The following is a 17380-nucleotide window of genomic DNA, read 5'->3' on the forward strand; positions in this document are numbered from 1 at the left end:
AAATGGTGGGAAACAAAAGCAAAAAATGTTGCAACACGACGAAAGCGTTTGCACTTTCAGTGAGCTGTATCTCATAAATGGAAACTTTGATTGCTGGCTAAAGAAGGGGGTAAGCATCTGCTATAAGGGGAATTCAACAAAATACATTTGTAACAAAGTTATAACAAGTGTATAAAAATGTTAACGCAATACCAGTTCAGCAGCCGGAGAACGTATGACACAAACCTTATTTGCCTCAAATGCCGAAAAAGCGCTTCTCTCAGAACGCATCAACAAGTTGGCTAAAGCGTTAACGGATGGCGTTTATGAACGCGAACATACCATCAAGCTCTGCCTCCTTGCGGCACTTGCTGGTGAAAGTGTTTTTCTTTTAGGCCCACCTGGCATTGCAAAAAGCTTAATTGCCAAGCGACTTATCCAAGCGTTCGATAATAGCAGTTACTTTGAATACCTGATGACGCGATTCTCAACACCTGAAGAAGTTTTTGGGCCACTGAGTATTCAAGAACTCAAAGATAACGGTCGTTATGTTCGCTTAACTAAAGGGTATTTGCCAACCGCACAAGTCGTATTTTTAGATGAAATCTGGAAGGCGGGCCCCGCCATTCTGAATACATTGCTGACAGTGGTCAATGAGAAAACGTTCAAAAATGGCAGCGATATTGAGCGTGTGCCAATGCGTTTGTTGGTATCGGCGTCCAATGAACTGCCAGATGAAGACAGTGGTTTGGATGCACTTTACGACCGCATGTTGGTGCGCGTGTTTGTGAATCGAATTCAGAATAAACAAAACTTTAAGTCGATGTTGACGGTAGGCACGTCACAAGAGGCACAAGTGCCAGAAGGGCTAGCAATAACAGATGAAGAATATCATCAATGGCAACAGCAGCTCGACAAGCTGACGTTAACCGATAATGCATTCGAGAAGCTTTTTCAGCTTAAAACGATGTTAGAAAGCAAAGTCGAAGCTCAGTTTGGCGATGTCGCTAATACCGACATGTATGTGTCTGACCGCCGCTGGAAGAAAGCCGTGAAATTGCTAAAAGCGAGCGCGTTTTTTAATGGACGCGATGAAATCAACCCACTTGATCTACTGTTGCTGCAAGATTGTTTATGGAACAGCCCTGAATCGCGAGACGTGGTACGCGAAGTGGTCCAAGAGTTCGCCCTAAAACATGCATTTGACCAACAAGACGCCGAACAGGAAATTGAATACTGTCGCGAGTCTTTGGTCGATGTTCAGCATGAGCTTGAAGATGCCTACCGCATGACGTTAACGTCTGAAGCGGCAACGGGTATTCTGCGCAAAGAAACCATGCGTTTTGATACCTCTAAAGCTAAGACCTACAAAGTTGGCGCAGCCGTTAACTTAGTTAAACTGGTTATTTTGCAAAGCAACATGTCGGTTTCAGAATCAGAGAAAGGCGATAGCCGCTGGGTTTACGTGCCAAAAGATGAACTAGATCGAGTCATCAAAGAAGGACACGGTGATGTGTATGGCTACGTCAATCAAAACACCAACATGTGTCGTTTACGATTTGATGTTGATGCCGCAAATAACCTAGTTATCCGTGATATCGCAAACCGAGGCATTCTGGTGAGCTTAGTGACTCAAGAGGGCTTGGATGTAGAGCTTTACCAAAAGTGGTTAACGCAGAGTGAAAAAGCCGTAAATCAACTCAGTGAAGCAGAGCACCATATGCGTAAGGTAAAAGCGAATTTTCATGATGCGCTTCCGCATAGCTTTGTTGATCCTGAATTACCACGCCTAATGGAGTCGAGTCTGCAGCAGGTCAGTCAGAGACTTGAGTCTATCCAAGCTGAAAGCGAGAAAGTTATCCAACGCTTTAAAAACTTACATCAGTTTTTCTCATAAGGAGACGACATGCTAGGTGCAGACGGACTTAACCTCGCGCTGATGGTAGCCGACTCTGGCATCATCGATAGCGCAGTTAATGATTTAATGGCGCGTTCACAAGTCATGATGATGGCAGAAAACCGAGGCGTTAAATCTTCGGTCAAAGGCCACTTATTAAAGTGGCGAGGCAGTGTTAAAAAACGGATTACCAAGGTATGTGAGACAGAGCGTTTCCAACAAGAGCTGTCTTTATATCAAGAGGTCATTCACTGGGATGAAGAGGCGTTTTTCGAAAACATCGAAGATGTGATTAAAAAGCTTGAGTGGCACTCCGCTTTTTATATGCAGGCTCGCCGAATGATGGAGAAGAACAAGGGGATGAATAATCCCATGTTCCCACATTACTTCTGTGATCAATGGTACCAAAGCCTAGCCGATGCGATTAAGCAAGCACAAGTAAGCGAGCTTGAGGCTAATAAAGAGAAAGTGCTGAATGACCTGTATCAGCGTATGGAGACCATGCGTAATATGGATAAGGTCACGGAGTCGGGTGATGCTGAAAGTGTAGGGCGCTTATGGGATATGGCATCTGCCAAGTTGAGCAAAACTGACTTAACAGTGATGAAACGCCATGCGGAGTTTCTGAAGAAGCACCAAGGCTTGCAAGAAATAGCCGAGCAACTTGGCCGTATGGCGGGGCAAGTGAATGATCCCGAACTTAACCGCGCGCCTACTGAAGAGCTACAAATGATCGAAGAGAAGAGTGATGAAGCGACAGATGATATTGTCGGCATTCACGAAAGCGATGATTTAAATAAGCTACTTCCCAACGAAACGATGTTTTTGGCGTATCCTGAACTTGAGGTCGTGTTCTATAAACACTTAGTCGATAAACGACTTATGAACTACCGTACACAGGGCAAATCGCGCACGTTACGTAAAGTTAAAGCTCACCGACCTGACAACAAAGCGGTAGATATCGAAAAAGGACCGTTTATTGTGTGTGTGGACGCGTCCGGCTCAATGAGCGGGTTTCCTGAGCAATGCGCCAAAGCCATGGCTTATGCGCTGATGCAAATTGCATTAGCGGAGCAACGTGATTGCTATGTCATTATTTTTTCGACGGAACACATTACGTATGAGCTAACCAAACAAGATGGTCTGCGCGAGGCGGCGGACTTTTTAACTTATAGCTTCCATGGTGGTACAGACTTAGAGCCAACTTTGATCAAATCTATCGACTTGATGAGCGGTGATAAGTACAAAAATGCCGATATGGTGGTCATTTCCGACTTTATCGCGCCAAAACAACAAGACGAGTTGCTTGCCAAAGTGGATGCGCTTAAAGCGAAGAAAAACCGTTTTCACGCGATCAGCCTATCTAAATATGGAAACCCAGCATTAATGTCGATGTTTGATCACACTTGGTCTTATCACCCTAATGTTGTGGGCAGGTTGCTTAAACGGGTCGGTAATTACTAAGTGACATTGAAATTCTATTGAGTAAAACGTACAGAAAGCTAGATTTGTATTGCTTCGTTTTAAGCCGATAAGATCGAACTTTGGTCTAATTGGCTTAAAAGAAATCAAACAAACAGAAAATGAAAGATTTTTGTTTGACTATCTTCTCTCAATCCGTAAAGTAGCCACCAACGCAACGGGGAAGAGCCCTGAAGCGAAGTAAAAAGGCGCCTTGGCAGAGTGGCTATGCAGCGGATTGCAAATCCGTGGACCTCGGTTCGATTCCGGGAGGCGCCTCCATTATTCTTTGAGAGTGAATGGCTTTCGAGAATCAATGCGACACTAGCTCAGTTGGTAGAGCGCAACCTTGCCAAGGTTGAGGTCACGAGTTCGAACCTCGTGTGTCGCTCCAAATTATTCAGATATGGCAATTGCGGTATCTCGATGCCAAGTGCATCAACTTAAAACCAGCGAAAGCTGGTTTTTTTGTATCTGAATATTGATAAATTTACGCCATCTCAATTTCTTGAATTGTGGGTATAACCCTTGTTTCTTTCACCAGTTATGCTGTTAAGTGTGACCCGATATTTCGCAGATTGACCAATATCCGTTTACAATGTCGGTCTCCAAAGGATTTGACGAAGACGCATGAGAAATACCGACGATTACATCATTTTCTATCACCTGATCGAGCAAGGCTCATTTAGCGCTGCAGCAAGACACATGTCATTGACCAAATCGGTTGTCAGTAAACGCATCGCGAAGCTTGAGCAAGAGCTTGGTGTACAGCTTCTTTACCGAACAACGCGAACGTTAACGTTGACGGAGGCAGGGAGGGCGTTCTTTACTCATGCAAAAGCCGTTTATCAAGCGGTGGCAACGGCAGAAGAATCCATTGTGGGGTTAGGTAAGAATTTATCTGGAAACATTAAAGTTTCTGTACCCACTATCTCTGGTGAGTTAATTCTTCCTCAAGTGATCAATGAGTTTAATCAGAAATATCCTGACATCAATATCGACATGGATCTAGATAATCGTTTCGTCGATATCGTGAATGAACGTTTTGATCTGGCAATTAGAACGGGTGTGTTGCCAGATTCTAGTCTGATTGCAAGAAAGCTGGTGGATGCGAATTGGATTATTTGCGCGTCACCCCAATACCTGGCTAAACATGGCATACCTAAACAACCTCAAGCCTTGGATAAACACAATTGTTTAGTCTATTCCTACCAAGAAACCGGAGCGCATGAGTGGGCGTTTAAAGAGGGAGACGAGGTATATCAAATCACCGTCGACGGTAACCTCTGTACCAACAATTCTTCTGTATTGAGAAATGTGGCGCTGTTAGGGCAGGGAATCATCTATGTGCCGCGTGTCTTGGTTTATGAAGACTTAAAGCAAGGCCGCCTGATTCAACTGTTCAAAGACGAAACCGCCAAATGTTTGGGTATTTATGCAGTGTATCCTTACACTCGTCAACAACCAGAAAAAATTAAGATCTTCATTGATCATCTATACACCAGCTTTCAAAGTCAAAATCATCGATTTTAAGACAATAACTCAACACCAATCGTTATGTTGGTGTTGAGTTATTGTTTCCATCTTCATTTCTAATAATTCTTATAAATTTAGAAGCTTAAGCTTTCTCCTTGTTTTATCACTAATATTGATAACAAGATGCTGCGCACAACTGTTAACAAATGGTTTTGCTATTGTTTCTTTTAAGAAACGGTCTGTTTCTTGCGTTAAATTTTCCGAATGTGAAAGATAAGTGACAGAAAAATAAAAGAATTATTTTGTTTGTTGTCTATTGGTTAAGTGTTGCTCGCCTGCCTGACATAGACGCCGAGAAATGGACTGCTTATAGTGGCTCAAACGCCCATTACCGTCACTAAACGGTGATGTGAGCGAAGTACAATAACTAGAGATACGGATATGAAACAAAAGCAGCTGATTGACGAATTTAAAACTATCGTTGGGGAAGAAAATGTCCTAACCGACGAGGTTAAAACAAAATACTACCGCTCGGGTTTTCGCTCAGGTAGTGGCACTGCGCTTGCTATCGTGTTTCCTAATACTCTTGTAGAACAATGGAAGATCATTAAACAGTGCGTTGAAGCAAACTGCATTATTATTATGCAGGCTGCCAAAACAGGTTTAACAGAAGGCTCAGCTCCAAGTGGTAATGATTATGACCGTGATGTGGTTGTGATCAATATTACCAAAATCAAGAAGATTCACTTATTAGATGGCGGTAAGCAGGCGGTATGCTTGCCTGGTGCAAGTTTGCACTCATTGGAAAAAGAATTGAAGGCGGTGAACCGAGCGCCGCACTCTATCATCGGTTCTTCATCATTAGGTGCCACTGTGGTTGGTGGTATCGCCAATAACTCAGGCGGTGCGTTAGTCAAGCGTGGTCCTGCTTACACCGAACTGGCGATCTATGCGCAGGTCGATAAGCAAGGCCAATTACACCTGGTTAACCACCTTGGTATTGAAGGGTTAGGTGAAACGCCAGAAGAAATTCTGACAAACCTGCAAGAAGGAAACTTTGACCCAGCGAAGATCATTCATGACGAGCGAATGGCATCAGACAAAGAATACGATGAACGTGTTCGAGACGTGACTTCTGACATTCCTTCTCGCTTTAATGCCGATGAACGTCGATTATTTGAAGCCAGTGGCTGCGCTGGCAAATTGGGTGTTTTCGCCGTTCGAGTTGATAGCTACCCAGTACCCGAAAAAGAGCAGGTTTTTTACCTTGGCGCCAATGATCCTGCGAAACTGACGAAGCTGCGAAAAGATTTCTTATCTACGTTTGAGAACTTGCCTGAGATGGGAGAATACTTGCATCGAGATATCTTCAACATGGCAGAGAAGTACGGCAAAGATGTCTTCTTATCCATCGACTTATTAGGCACAGATAAGCTGCCAAAAATGTTTGCACTTAAAGCTAAAGTAGAAAATTTCTTAGAGCGCGTCCCGTTTGTTAGTAAATACCTGCCGGATACCATTTTGTACTACGCGAGTAAGTTGTTCCCACAACATTTACCAGAACGAATGCTGGATTTTCGTGACAAGTATGAGCACCACCTGGTATTGAAAATGAGTGATGGTGGTATTGCTGAAGCGCAAAAATACCTCAAAGAAGTTTGGGCTGTTGAAGACGACTGTGATTTCTTCGAGTGTACGCCGGAAGAGGGTAAAAAAGCTTATTTACATCGCTTTGCAGCAGCAGGTGCAGCAATTCGTTACGAGACGATTCACCGAAAAGACGTAGAAGACATCGTTGCACTTGATATCGCTTTGCGACGTAATGATGAAGAGTGGTTAGAAACTTTACCAGAAGAGGTGAGTAAGAACCTTGTTCAAGCGCTCTATTATGGCCACTTTATGTGTTATGTATTCCATCAAGATTACATTTTCAAAAAAGGGACCGACACGAAGTTGATGAAAAAGCTGATGTTAGAACACCTCAATAGCCGTGGTGCTAAATACCCAGCAGAACATAATGTGGGTCACTTGTACGAAGCTGAAAATTCGCTGCAGAAGTTTTACCACGAGCTAGATCCAACCAACACCTTTAACCCTGGTATTGGCAAAATGGACAAATATAAGCGCAATTGTAACTGCTGTGCATAATGTGCTATCTCACCGTGATTAATATCGTTGATCATCGTTAAAATAATGAGCATAAGACAAGCCCTGATGACACTCGTGACATCAGGGCTTCGTGTTTTGGGGCTTTTTATTGATGACTGGTATCGGCGTTGAAACAACGGTTAAAGAGCGCGTACCGCGGCGGCTGCGATGATGCCAGCTGCAATTGCGGGCAGAGGTTTTTTCACGATGAACATGACGACAGCAGTAGAAAAAAGTGCTGCTCTAGCACCGTAATCACCCTCAACCGCTAGTGGGGCTAAAAGGGCAACTAATACGGAACCTGACATCGCAGTGATGAAACGTTGAACCCGTTCGCTAATTGGAATAAATGACATAACATACACTCCGCCCCAGCGGGTTATGAGCGTGACTAACGCCATAGCGATGATGATAAGCAGTGTGCCACCTACGCTCGTTTCGATGTTCATGCTTTTTTCTCCTTCCAACAAGCACCTAAGACTCCACCAGTAATGGCGCCAACCACTACGTGGCTATTCTCTGGTAAATACCAATACGCCAACATAGAAGAGGCTGCTGCTGTGGCCCAAATCGCAAAGATTCTTAAGTCTTTCGGCCCTGCCACAACCATCGAGAGCAGGAAGCATCCCATAACCATATCGAGCCCGAGGCCCACCGGGTCTTTGATTGCGTTACCAAAATAAATGCCGATCCAGGTTCCAACAATCCAAAACGACCACATCGCTAAGCCGCCACCAACAAGCAAACCAAAACCTGGTTCTTTTCTACCAAATGCATTGAGTGCCATTGCCCAGTTTGCGTCTGATGCTACTAGCATTACACCGTAACGTTTTGTCGTTGGGAGTTGTCGTAACCATGGATAAAGCGTAGCGCCCATCAAGAGGTGACGAGCATTAATAGCAAATACAGTAATAAGCACTGGAATCAGAGGTACTTCTGCTCCCCACATTTCTAGCGTGGCAAATTGTGAAGCACCGGCGAAGACCAGTGTGCTCATCAACATAGTGGGAAATACATCTAGTCCAGTTTGTACGGCGGCAACACCGAATGCGAGGCCAAATATGACCACAAACATGGACAGAGGTAAAAGTTGGGTGAAACCGTTCCACACGTCGACCCGAGTAAATTCGTGCAACTCAGATGAGGAACGCTGAAGATGTTGAGTATTTTCTGTCATAGAGATACCTAGCCAGCAGGCAAAAAGGGCAGTGCCTTATAAATGCGTTTGTTATTTTTTTGTAAACTTCATGTTTAACATCAATTGAAATGGCTTTCAAACACTAAGTGCTATATAAAAAACAAGTATACCTGAACGATTTTAAGATGAAGGGGTTAGAGGATTTGTCACTTGCTAGGGTTCAAGGAAAGTAACGCAACGCAAATAGCAAGCTCTGTTCAATTGAGAAGGGCACGGATTGTTACAGATTAGTATATAAGTAGGAAAGCGAGCACGAGGCTCGCTTTTTCGTTCTGTTACGAACAACTGAAAGGGTTTATTTTACGTAGACACGAGGGTTCGCAGCACCCCAAACCGTGTATAGTTCTGGGAAGATAACCTCTGCATGCTTTTCCATTTCTGCTGCCGAAATCGTTTTGCCTTGCTGAGAGCCAAACAGTACAACTTCAGAACCAGGCTCAACATCTTTGATACCTGTAATATCAACCATAGTGGTGTTCATTGAAGCAACACCCGCCACTTTTGCTCGTTGGCCATTGATCAGTACTTCTGCCGTATTGCCCATTTTTCGTGGGTAGCCATCAGAGTAACCAACAGGAATGTTCGCCATTAGGCTTTCTTTGCTCGTTTTGTAGCTGCTGTCGTAACCGACAGTGCTATTTTTTGGCAGGTGGTGAACGGATGCCACGCGTGTTTTGAAAGACACGATAGAAGGGTACTCAGGGTTGGTTGGCAGATCACCGTATAAAACGCCACCAGGACGAACCATATCAAGCTGTGCTTCAGGAACATTAAGTGCAGTGTAAGAGTTTGCCACGTGCAGCAAAATATCTTCGCGTTTTAGGCCCGCTTCTTTAATCAGCCATGCAGAGCTGTTTTTGAACGAAGATAACTTTTGACGAACTTCGTCTGCATTGTAGTTAGGGAAATGAGTCATGATGCCAACAATATTAACGCCAGCTTGTTGAGCGATTTCTAGCGCTTCTTGCTTGCCCGCTTTTGTCGTCATATCAACGCCATTACGTCCCATACCACCGTCGTTAAGAGCAAGGTGAACTTTGATTTCTTTATCCGCTTTCTCTGCTAGCTTAGACAGTGCTTTGGCTTGCTCTGCAGTGCCAATCAGCTCTTCAATATTTAAGTCGATTGCAGCTTCGATCTCGCCAATATCCGCCGAGCGTACACGCATAAGTTGACCTTTAAAGCCACTGTCGCGAACGGTCTGTGCTTCGGCGTTACTTGCAATGGCAACGCAAGGAATTTGTTGTTCGATAATAGTCGGCATCAGGCCTGCGATGCCATTACCGTATGCGTCGGCTTTCATCACGGCGCAGATTTTCGTTTTGCCATCCATGTGCGATTTGAACTGCTCAATATTATCGCGGAACTGACCTAAGTTTATTTCCAGCCAAGCGTTAGCGCCTTGAACTTGCTCTGCTTTTACTACAGTGTTGCTAATTTGAAGAGGGGCAGCAGTAGCTTGCATCGCAGGAGCAACGGTTGCAGCAGCGATAGTCAGTGATAGTAAGGTTTTATTTAAGCGCATAAAGTCTCCGTACGCGTTTTTTGTATTGGTTATGTTATTGAGTACTTGGGGAAAGTACCTGACGAAGTAAAACGCTCCAAGTAGTGCTTTGGAGCGTTTTTGAAGATCATGATTCAATATACCTAAGTGATTGCACTCAATTTGTGCAAATCGAGGTTGATTCAATATCAACTAAGGTATCCACTGAGTTTAACTTAGTTTAAAGCGGCTCATTACATCTTTAAGAGAAATTGACAGCTGGCTTAGCTCACGACAAGCCTGTGCGGTTTGCTCTGAGCCCTGTGATACTTCTTGAGATGCCAAGTGTATGTTTTCAATGCTGCGGTTAAGCTCTTCTGCAACAGAGTCTTGCTGGTTACAAGCCGTGGCGATTTGGGTGCCCATGTCTGAGATATCAGAAATCGAGTGTTCAATGTCGCTCATCAGCTGTTTTGATTGAATGCCTTGCTCTGCACATTCTGAGATACTGGTTCTAGAAAGTTCTGTCGCAGATTTCGCGTCTTTTGCAAGCGATTGTAGCTGTTCAATGATCGACGTAATTTCGCTGGTTGAATCTTGCGTACGGCCTGCAAGCGTTCGAACCTCGTCCGCAACCACGGCAAAACCGCGACCAGACTCACCAGCACGCGCAGCTTCAATGGCTGCATTAAGTGCAAGTAGGTTGGTTTGATCGGCAATGTCGCGGATAACATCCACTATAACGTTAATTTTATTCGATTGCTGTTCAAGCTCTGCTACGGTATCGCCTGCAGCGCCAATTACGTTTGAAACTTCTTGAATCGCGTCAACCATACCTTGGGTTTCACGAACACCGTGTTGTGTGCGGCGGTTTGCTTCGTTAGCTTGGTTCGCTGAATCTTCAGTATTACGTGCAACATCGGCTACTGCTGCTTTCATTTCTGTCATTGCCGTAGCAATGTGTGTGATTTGCAGTTGTTGATCTTTCATACCAGACGCAGAAATATCAGAGATTTGATTCATCTCTTCTACTGCACTGCTTAACTGTGTGACCGCAGCAATCACGTTGTCGATAACTTGGCGCAAGTCATCTTGCATCTTAGTGGTCGCATCTGCCAGCTCACCTAGCTCGTCATTGCCGATGGCTTTACGATCGATGTCGTTTGATAGGTCACCTGTTGCGATGGCATTTGCTTGCTCGACAACAAGTTTTAGTGGGCCACAAATAAGGCGTGTCAGCACGTACGTCATGCCTACCATGATAAGCAGAATAATCACGTTGCTTGCAATTGACGAGTTACTCAATCCATTTACAGAAGAAAGAATATGAGTTTTGTTACTGTCCATAGCATTTTTAAGTAGACGGATCAGTTCACCGAGCTCAGAGTCAACCGCTTCGAAAGCAGGTAAAGAGTTCGCCAAAATAGGGTGGGCCTTGCTTTTGTCGTTGGCTAGCATCGCTTCGTTGTACTGATCCATAGTGACCAAGTACTTTTTCCACTGACGCATAAGGCGCTGGTATGTTTGTTGCTCTTCTCCAGGCCAAATCGTTTCACCGTAAGAATCGAGCTCTTTGCTGATCTTTTCACGTTCGCGAATGTTACTGGCAATTTTGTTTCTGATTTGGTCTGCGTCTTCATAAGTGTATGTCGCAAACTGAGCACGGCGCCAGCGAGATAAGTGATCTCGGATCGAATCTACTCTTTCCATAGCAGGAAGCGTATCATCGGTATAGTTTAAAAGCTCAGATTTAATGCTTTTGAGCTCTGTAGATAAAAATACGCCAAACGCAATGTTGACTATGGCAATGAGTAAAAACGATAGCGATATCTTTTTCGCTATAGAAAGATTCTTGATAGACATTAGTGATATACCTTGTTTTTCTTATGGTGTGTCGCCAAAGTAAACCACGTCCTTATATGTGATATATGTCCATTAAATTACTGCAACGAGTGTAAGCTATCATTATTTATTGATATTTTCGATAATGAATTGAGCTTTTTTTGAAAATAAAAAATGTCAATGATTTTATAAAGGTACGACCACATTCGATGCAAAGTTATCGGTAACAAAATATGATATTTCGTGTGAAACAGTGCCAAGAGTAGGGGCTCCAATTGTTACAGATGTTACAGAGCTGAAGAGAGTGGTGACTACGATCCGCGTTAGTCAGGCGTTTACAAGCTAAGCTGTTACGGGCATCAACATGTGTGTGACTTAGAGTTGATGAAAGCTAACGAGTGTTTCTTGGCCTAATTGAATGCCAATTGTACCGTCTGGACCGCTTTTTAAGCACTTAAATCAAAAAGATAAAATTTATTGTTGACCAGATAAATTAATCCGTTAAAGTACGCCTCGTTCTCACGGCAAAGGTCGCTGAGACAGATGGTGTCTAACCCATCGCATGATTGCGTTGCCCTGGTGGTGGAATTGGTAGACACAAGGGATTTAAAATCCCTCGGCGTTCGCGCTGTGCCGGTTCAAGTCCGGCCCGGGGCACCATCAAAATCTTTGGTAACAGAGATACAAAAATCAGAAAGGCGCCTTGGCAGAGTGGCTATGCAGCGGATTGCAAATCCGTGGACCTCGGTTCGACTCCGGGAGGCGCCTCCACTATTTCGAAAGCCAGTCTTAAATGACTGGCTTTCTTCGTTTTAAATCCATCAATCTATACTCGTTCACGCTTCTCTAAATTCCTCCCATGTTTTGATCACCATTCAATATTTTCAATGCACTAGTCATTGATTTTATAAATGTTAAATAACTCAATAATTGTATAGGGTGATTGGTGCTAATTTCTCTTCGATTGTAATCCGAACTTTTTGTATCACAGGCAGCAACTTGGCTAGCGTGACCGTTGGCAATGCTTGGTGTGTATGAGCAGAAAGGAGGATTTTAGTCCTTAACGTGAGAGAAAAATAATGAAAACATTTAAATTAAAACGCACTATTTTACCTTTAACCTTGTTGCTAAGTTCATCTGCATTGGCTGCTGAGAATGGCACAATGATGCAGTATTTCCATTGGTATGTGCCTAACGATGGCACACTGTGGACTCAAGTGGAAAACAACGCTCCAACGCTAGCAGAAAACGGATTCACAGCGCTCTGGCTACCACCTGCATACAAAGGAGCGGGTGGCAGTAATGATGTCGGCTACGGCGTTTATGACATGTACGACTTGGGGGAGTTTGATCAAAAAGGATCAGTGCGTACCAAATACGGCACGAAAGATCAGTATCTTAGCGCTATCAACGCCGCTCACAATAACAATATCCAGGTTTATGGTGACGTGGTGTTTAACCACCGTGGTGGTGCAGATGGGAAATCTTGGGTTGATACTAAGCGGGTAGATTGGAACAACCGCAACATTGAACTTGGTGATAAATGGATTGAAGCGTGGGTGGAGTTTGATTTCCCTGGACGCAACGACAAGTACTCTAACTTCCATTGGACTTGGTACCATTTTGATGGCGTGGACTGGGACGATGCAGGTAAAGAAAAAGCCATTTTTAAATTCAAAGGTGAAGGTAAGGCATGGGATTGGGAAGTCAGTTCTGAAAAGGGGAATTACGACTACCTTATGTATGCTGATTTAGACATGGATCATCCTGAAGTTAAACAAGAACTGAAAGATTGGGGTGAGTGGTACATCAACATGACTGGTGTTGATGGCTTTAGAATGGATGCGGTGAAGCACATCAAATACCAATATCTTCAAGAATGGATTGATCACCTACGTTGGAAAACAGGGAAAGAACTCTTCACGGTCGGAGAGTACTGGAACTACGATGTGAATCAGCTGCATAACTTTATCACCAAAACTTCTGGCAGCATGTCTCTGTTCGACGCACCGCTACATATGAACTTCTACAATGCGTCTAAATCGGGTGGTAGCTACGATATGCGTCAAATCATGGATGGTACGCTGATGAAGGACAATCCAGTCAAAGCGGTAACCTTAGTAGAAAACCATGATACTCAACCTTTGCAGGCGTTGGAGTCGACGGTCGATTGGTGGTTTAAGCCGCTCGCTTACGCGTTTATCTTATTGCGTGAAGAAGGTTATCCATCTGTGTTTTATGCAGATTACTACGGCGCGCAGTACAGTGATAAAGGGCATGACATCAATATGGTCAAAGTGCCTTACATCGAAGAGCTCGTAACACTGCGTAAAGACTATGCGTATGGCAAACAACATTCTTATCTCGACCATTGGGATGTAATTGGCTGGACTCGCGAGGGCGATGCAGAACATCCACATTCAATGGCAGTGATCATGAGCGATGGACCAGGTGGCTCGAAGTGGATGTATACGGGCAAGCCAAGTACACGCTATGTCGACAAGTTGGGCATCCGAACTGAAGACATTTGGACAGATGCGAACGGGTGGGCTGAGTTCCCTGTAAATGGTGGATCTGTCTCGGTTTGGGTTAGCGTTGAGTAATCCATTCTTGTGATTTTGATACAGAACAGGCAAATTTTGATGAAACTTTGCAGTGAATCAATACGTTATTTGATATTCATATAACAAATGAGTAACTTATATTTGAGCATTATCTAGAGGAAGATGAAGAATGGAATCTATTGCTGATGTATTGGTTGTGGCTATTGTGTTCGGTGCCATATTTGGGGGCGGGATAATTAAGTTAATCTTGAATCATCGTAAAGAAGTAAGAGCTTTGGAGATATCTGAACGTAATACGATGAGCCAAGAAGAACAAGATAACCTTAACAAGCAAATTGGTGATTTGAAGCGACGCGTTGAAGTGTTAGAGCGCATAGTCACAGATAGCAAATATCAACTTGAAAAAGAAATTGCCTCTCTGTAATTCACCACAAAAACGTAAAGCCGGCTGAGTCCGGCTTTTTAGTGCCTGTACATCATAGTTTTAGGGTACTTAGCTCAGCGTTCGTCAAAGAAGTCTTTATCGCGGATGTATTTACTCATAAAGTGATAAGAGAATGGTCGCATCAACCAACTAAATAGAGAACGTCCAAGTCGAATGAACGTTGGCGTATTCTCGTATATTTTCCCATTATACAACCATAGCATTTTGCCTACATGCCAATAGAGAAAAGGCACTGGCGGCATGAATGTCACGATGTCGATATCGCAACAAATCCGGTAAGTTTTGTGCCCCAAACGATAGCGTTTTTTGAAGGTCCAATCTCCAACTGCGGGCTGACCGAAAGTCACAACGCGTTTAATGCTCTTTGGGTATTTTTTCTCTATATAATCGGCAAAAACACTGCCAATCGCGCCACCTGAAGAGTGACCAGTAATGGTGATTCTTTTTCCCTTAAGAATGAGCGGTACAACGATACCTTCGAGGCGCTCGATCACGGTCAACCCCAACCGATCTTCATTTTGGCTCGGTAAACTTTCTTGAAACAGAAGATGATAGAAACCCGCGTGAATGCGGTAATTCAGTCCCAGCCTTCGACAGCTTCTCGTCCACATCGCGAAGTTTAACAACCAATCACTGATACTGTGTGAGCCTTTAATCACTACGACCACTTCACTCTGTTTTTTACTCCAGAGCACACGAATCATAATCTTACCGTGTTCATTTCTAATGACTCGTTGCCCATTAGGATCGAATCCGTATTGAGTTTGTCTGAAGACGCGAGGATAGGCGAGATTACAGAGTACGGCATAGCGCTCATATTGGTATCGTTTTAATGGTTTCACGTTATCTTTCTTTATGGAGCCTAACGACTGACTGTAATTAATGAATATTAAAAATACGTGAACCTAGGTTAGTGCTGGTAGAGGCTTTGTGTGTTGGTATCGTGGATGAAAGCCTCAAATTGGTCTAAGTGCGTTAAGATGGTCTGGCGCGAAGTATCGTGATGTTCACTAAGCACGTTAAGCAGCTTTTTCAGGGTCTTACGATCTTTTTTATTGAGGTTTACTGCCTCTTTGATCTGTGTGAAAAATTCAATTTGACTTGAAGTGTCGTTAAAATCACCGAGCTTGTCTTGTAATAGTTTTAATTGTTTCACGTTGTTTTTGTGCTGTGGGGAAGGGTAGAGTGTGGAAAACCCTTCTAGCAAATAACGCAGCGCTTTGCACTTTATCCTCATCGAGTGAATCACGTTGTCACAACTTTTGTCCGAGATCTTGCTCCGTGCTTTGTCGACCTTTTTAAATTGTTCGGAGACTTTTTGGCTTGCGAAGAGTAACGCAGGTACGTTGTTATCCGCTCGTTCGTGTTGTGTACTTCGCAGCAGACTATTCCTGACCAAAGTGCAATGCGTTGTGTATTCTTTTGTCTCTAGCCAACGCGCAACTTTTGCCTGTTCGTAAGTACGTTCGGATTCTATAAAGCCAAAAAGCGGCTCAAGAGAGGGTTTGTGGTTTGGGAGCATTTCAATGTATTGGCTTTTGTCCAAGATAAATACGTCCAAATCACGCAGCTTATTTGTTTTCTTCATCATTATTTTTAAATGAGGTTTCAAAATACGCAGTTCAAAAGGAGGGAGCAGTTCGTGAAGTAGCAAGCATAGTGAGCGTATGCGCCTCAGTGTGACGCGATACTGGTGTGTATATTCAGGATCCAAGTCTTGGACGATCCTCTGTTCCAGAGAGCGTGCATAATCAAATTCAGTAAGTAAGAAGTGGGGCACTACGAAGTCGAGTTCGGAATCAGTATGTAGCGGTAATTGAAATGATGACTTTCGAAACATGATGAGCGCTTATTTGTCCCCTGCAGTACGAGTTAAGTTTATACCCATACTGCCAATTTGTGCGACTTGTCGATTCCTCGTTGACATGAAGTGATGAAGCAAAGTAAACGAGAGCAAAGCATGCTGATGTTCTTGTGAGCAAAATGATCGCCCTTTGTTCGTTTGAGTTGGCTTTTTAACCATTTGAATAAAAAAGACTAATTTTTTGTTGACCAGATAAATTAATCCGTTAAAGTACGCCTCGCTCTCACGGCAAAGGTCGCTGAGACAGATGGTGTCTAACCCATCGCATGATTGCGTTGCCCTGGTGGTGGAATTGGTAGACACAAGGGATTTAAAATCCCTCGGCGTTCGCGCTGTGCCGGTTCAAGTCCGGCCCGGGGCACCATCAAAATCTTTGGTAACAGAGATACAAAATCAGAAAGGCGCCTTGGCAGAGTGGCTATGCAGCGGATTGCAAATCCGTGGACCTCGGTTCGACTCCGGGAGGCGCCTCCACTATTTCTAAAAACCGGCCTAGTGCCGGTTTTTTAGTATCTGGTATTGTCAAACTATTCTAATACACACTTTTTAATTGAATAATTAATTTTTGTACAAATACCAACCTCAATTATCAGTTAATCATTCTTTAACTAGTTTTCCCGAATTGCTATCTATAGCGTCATATTGTCACGTGATTTTAGTTCAATACTGAAAATAAAGTTGCACATATATCCTGCTTGTTTCTCTATATGTCTCTAGTTGATATTGCACTGTATCACTCAGTCTGTCTTTTAATCGAGTATAAAACTAGGTGAGCAAAAAACTTTTCACCACTTTAATTTAACGTAAGTTTAACAATTAAAGATGGATAATATTACTCAAGCGTTGTTGAGGTATATTATTCGAATGACTCGTTATTAAGTTAATGAATTTAAAGGTTATAATTTCATGCGATGAAATTGAGGTTGTTTTAGTTCAATTTCTACTTATTTGATTTTTAATGATTTAAATTGGCTGTAGTGCAAGTGATTTATTAAAGTCATTGTTGAATACAAAGTTTGTTCA

12 protein-coding genes and 6 tRNA genes are annotated in these 17380 nt (G+C 43.4%); 12 read left to right on the plus strand and 6 right to left on the minus strand.

The genetic code is table 11. The annotated features are described in order from the left end of the window. Positions 1-214 precede the first annotated feature (214 nt). The 6 genes from ACHFJ9_RS00575 (at position 215) to dld (ending at position 6961) form a co-directional block, all read left to right on the plus strand. Positions 215-1876 (plus strand): ATPase RavA domain-containing protein, encoded by a 1662-nt coding sequence (locus tag ACHFJ9_RS00575; protein ID WP_005396405.1) that lies wholly within the window; start codon positions 215-217, stop codon positions 1874-1876. A 9-nt stretch (positions 1877-1885) separates the two neighbouring features. Next, positions 1886-3340, plus strand: coding sequence for an ATPase RavA stimulator ViaA (gene viaA, locus ACHFJ9_RS00580; protein WP_012842207.1), 1455 nt, complete (start codon positions 1886-1888; stop codon positions 3338-3340). 205 nt (positions 3341-3545) lie between these two features. After that, positions 3546-3619, plus strand: a tRNA-Cys gene (locus tag ACHFJ9_RS00585). Positions 3620-3655: 36 nt separating this feature from the next. Further along, positions 3656-3731, plus strand: a tRNA-Gly gene (locus ACHFJ9_RS00590). A 236-nt stretch (positions 3732-3967) separates the two neighbouring features. Beyond that, the gene (locus tag ACHFJ9_RS00595; RefSeq protein WP_258507476.1) at positions 3968-4870 is read left to right on the plus strand and encodes a LysR family transcriptional regulator; all 903 of its coding nucleotides are present in this window, start codon (positions 3968-3970) and stop codon (positions 4868-4870) included. 384 nt (positions 4871-5254) lie between these two features. Further along, complete coding sequence (dld, locus tag ACHFJ9_RS00600; protein WP_395354735.1) at positions 5255-6961, plus strand: D-lactate dehydrogenase; 1707 nt, start codon at positions 5255-5257, stop codon at positions 6959-6961. Between the two features lie 140 nt (positions 6962-7101). Here the strand turns inward: dld and ACHFJ9_RS00605 are convergent, their stop codons facing one another. The 4 genes from ACHFJ9_RS00605 to ACHFJ9_RS00620 form a co-directional block, all read right to left on the minus strand. Next, positions 7102-7410: an AzlD family protein gene (locus ACHFJ9_RS00605; RefSeq protein WP_124007969.1), complete on the minus strand. Its 309-nt coding sequence runs from the start codon at positions 7408-7410 to the stop codon at positions 7102-7104. Beyond that, on the minus strand, positions 7407-8138 hold the full coding sequence (locus tag ACHFJ9_RS00610; protein ID WP_395354737.1) for an AzlC family ABC transporter permease: 732 nt from the start codon (positions 8136-8138) through the stop codon (positions 7407-7409). The genes ACHFJ9_RS00605 and ACHFJ9_RS00610 overlap by 4 nt, the downstream gene beginning before the upstream one ends. Before the next feature lie 316 nt (positions 8139-8454). Further along, a complete protein-coding gene (gene alr, locus ACHFJ9_RS00615; RefSeq protein WP_395354739.1) occupies positions 8455-9684 on the minus strand; it encodes an alanine racemase in 1230 nt (409 codons plus the stop codon). Between the two features lie 189 nt (positions 9685-9873). Then, entirely contained in the window at positions 9874-11505 is a 1632-nt protein-coding gene (locus ACHFJ9_RS00620; RefSeq protein ID WP_258634537.1) for a methyl-accepting chemotaxis protein, read from the minus strand. A 552-nt stretch (positions 11506-12057) separates the two neighbouring features. Here ACHFJ9_RS00620 and ACHFJ9_RS00625 point away from each other — a divergent pair. The 4 genes from ACHFJ9_RS00625 to ACHFJ9_RS00640 all read left to right on the plus strand — a co-directional run bounded on the left by ACHFJ9_RS00625 (position 12058) and on the right by ACHFJ9_RS00640 (position 14472). After that, a tRNA-Leu gene (locus tag ACHFJ9_RS00625) sits at positions 12058-12144 on the plus strand. 37 nt (positions 12145-12181) lie between these two features. Then, positions 12182-12255, plus strand: a tRNA-Cys gene (locus ACHFJ9_RS00630). Between the two features lie 308 nt (positions 12256-12563). Then, positions 12564-14087 carry an alpha-amylase gene (gene amyS / locus ACHFJ9_RS00635; protein WP_053808368.1) on the plus strand — a complete coding sequence of 508 codons (1524 nt, stop codon included), beginning with the start codon at positions 12564-12566 and terminating at the stop codon, positions 14085-14087. 130 nt (positions 14088-14217) lie between these two features. Continuing rightward, positions 14218-14472, plus strand: a complete 255-nt coding sequence (locus tag ACHFJ9_RS00640) for a hypothetical protein (protein WP_012842214.1) — start codon at positions 14218-14220, stop codon at positions 14470-14472. A 74-nt stretch (positions 14473-14546) separates the two neighbouring features. Here ACHFJ9_RS00640 and ACHFJ9_RS00645 read toward each other — a convergent pair whose 3' ends face one another. Beyond that, positions 14547-15335: a lipase family protein gene (locus ACHFJ9_RS00645; protein WP_395354742.1), complete on the minus strand. Its 789-nt coding sequence runs from the start codon at positions 15333-15335 to the stop codon at positions 14547-14549. Positions 15336-15403: 68 nt separating this feature from the next. Continuing rightward, positions 15404-16333, minus strand: a complete 930-nt coding sequence (locus ACHFJ9_RS00650) for a CHAD domain-containing protein (protein ID WP_395354744.1) — start codon at positions 16331-16333, stop codon at positions 15404-15406. 301 nt (positions 16334-16634) lie between these two features. Between ACHFJ9_RS00650 and ACHFJ9_RS00655 the strand changes: the two genes are divergently transcribed. Next, positions 16635-16721: transfer RNA gene (locus tag ACHFJ9_RS00655), tRNA-Leu, on the plus strand. A 36-nt stretch (positions 16722-16757) separates the two neighbouring features. Then, positions 16758-16831: transfer RNA gene (locus tag ACHFJ9_RS00660), tRNA-Cys, on the plus strand. The last annotated feature ends 549 nt before the right edge of the window (positions 16832-17380 follow it).

This window comes from Vibrio sp. D3, from assembly GCF_043995865.1.
GTDB lineage: Bacteria > Pseudomonadota > Gammaproteobacteria > Enterobacterales > Vibrionaceae > Vibrio > Vibrio diabolicus.

Coding starts and splice junctions, on each gene's coding strand:
- ACHFJ9_RS00595 (WP_258507476.1), top strand. CDS start 3,968: ATGAGAAATACCGACGATTACATCATTTTCTATCACCTGATCGAGCAA.
- ACHFJ9_RS00605 (WP_124007969.1), bottom strand. CDS start 7,410: ATGAACATCGAAACGAGCGTAGGTGGCACACTGCTTATCATCATCGCT.
- ACHFJ9_RS00640 (WP_012842214.1), top strand. CDS start 14,218: ATGGAATCTATTGCTGATGTATTGGTTGTGGCTATTGTGTTCGGTGCC.
- ACHFJ9_RS00650 (WP_395354744.1), bottom strand. CDS start 16,333: ATGTTTCGAAAGTCATCATTTCAATTACCGCTACATACTGATTCCGAA.
- amyS (WP_053808368.1), top strand. CDS start 12,564: ATGAAAACATTTAAATTAAAACGCACTATTTTACCTTTAACCTTGTTG.
- ACHFJ9_RS00610 (WP_395354737.1), bottom strand. CDS start 8,138: ATGACAGAAAATACTCAACATCTTCAGCGTTCCTCATCTGAGTTGCAC.
- alr (WP_395354739.1), bottom strand. CDS start 9,684: ATGCGCTTAAATAAAACCTTACTATCACTGACTATCGCTGCTGCAACC.
- dld (WP_395354735.1), top strand. CDS start 5,255: ATGAAACAAAAGCAGCTGATTGACGAATTTAAAACTATCGTTGGGGAA.
- ACHFJ9_RS00575 (WP_005396405.1), top strand. CDS start 215: ATGACACAAACCTTATTTGCCTCAAATGCCGAAAAAGCGCTTCTCTCA.
- viaA (WP_012842207.1), top strand. CDS start 1,886: ATGCTAGGTGCAGACGGACTTAACCTCGCGCTGATGGTAGCCGACTCT.
- ACHFJ9_RS00620 (WP_258634537.1), bottom strand. CDS start 11,505: ATGTCTATCAAGAATCTTTCTATAGCGAAAAAGATATCGCTATCGTTT.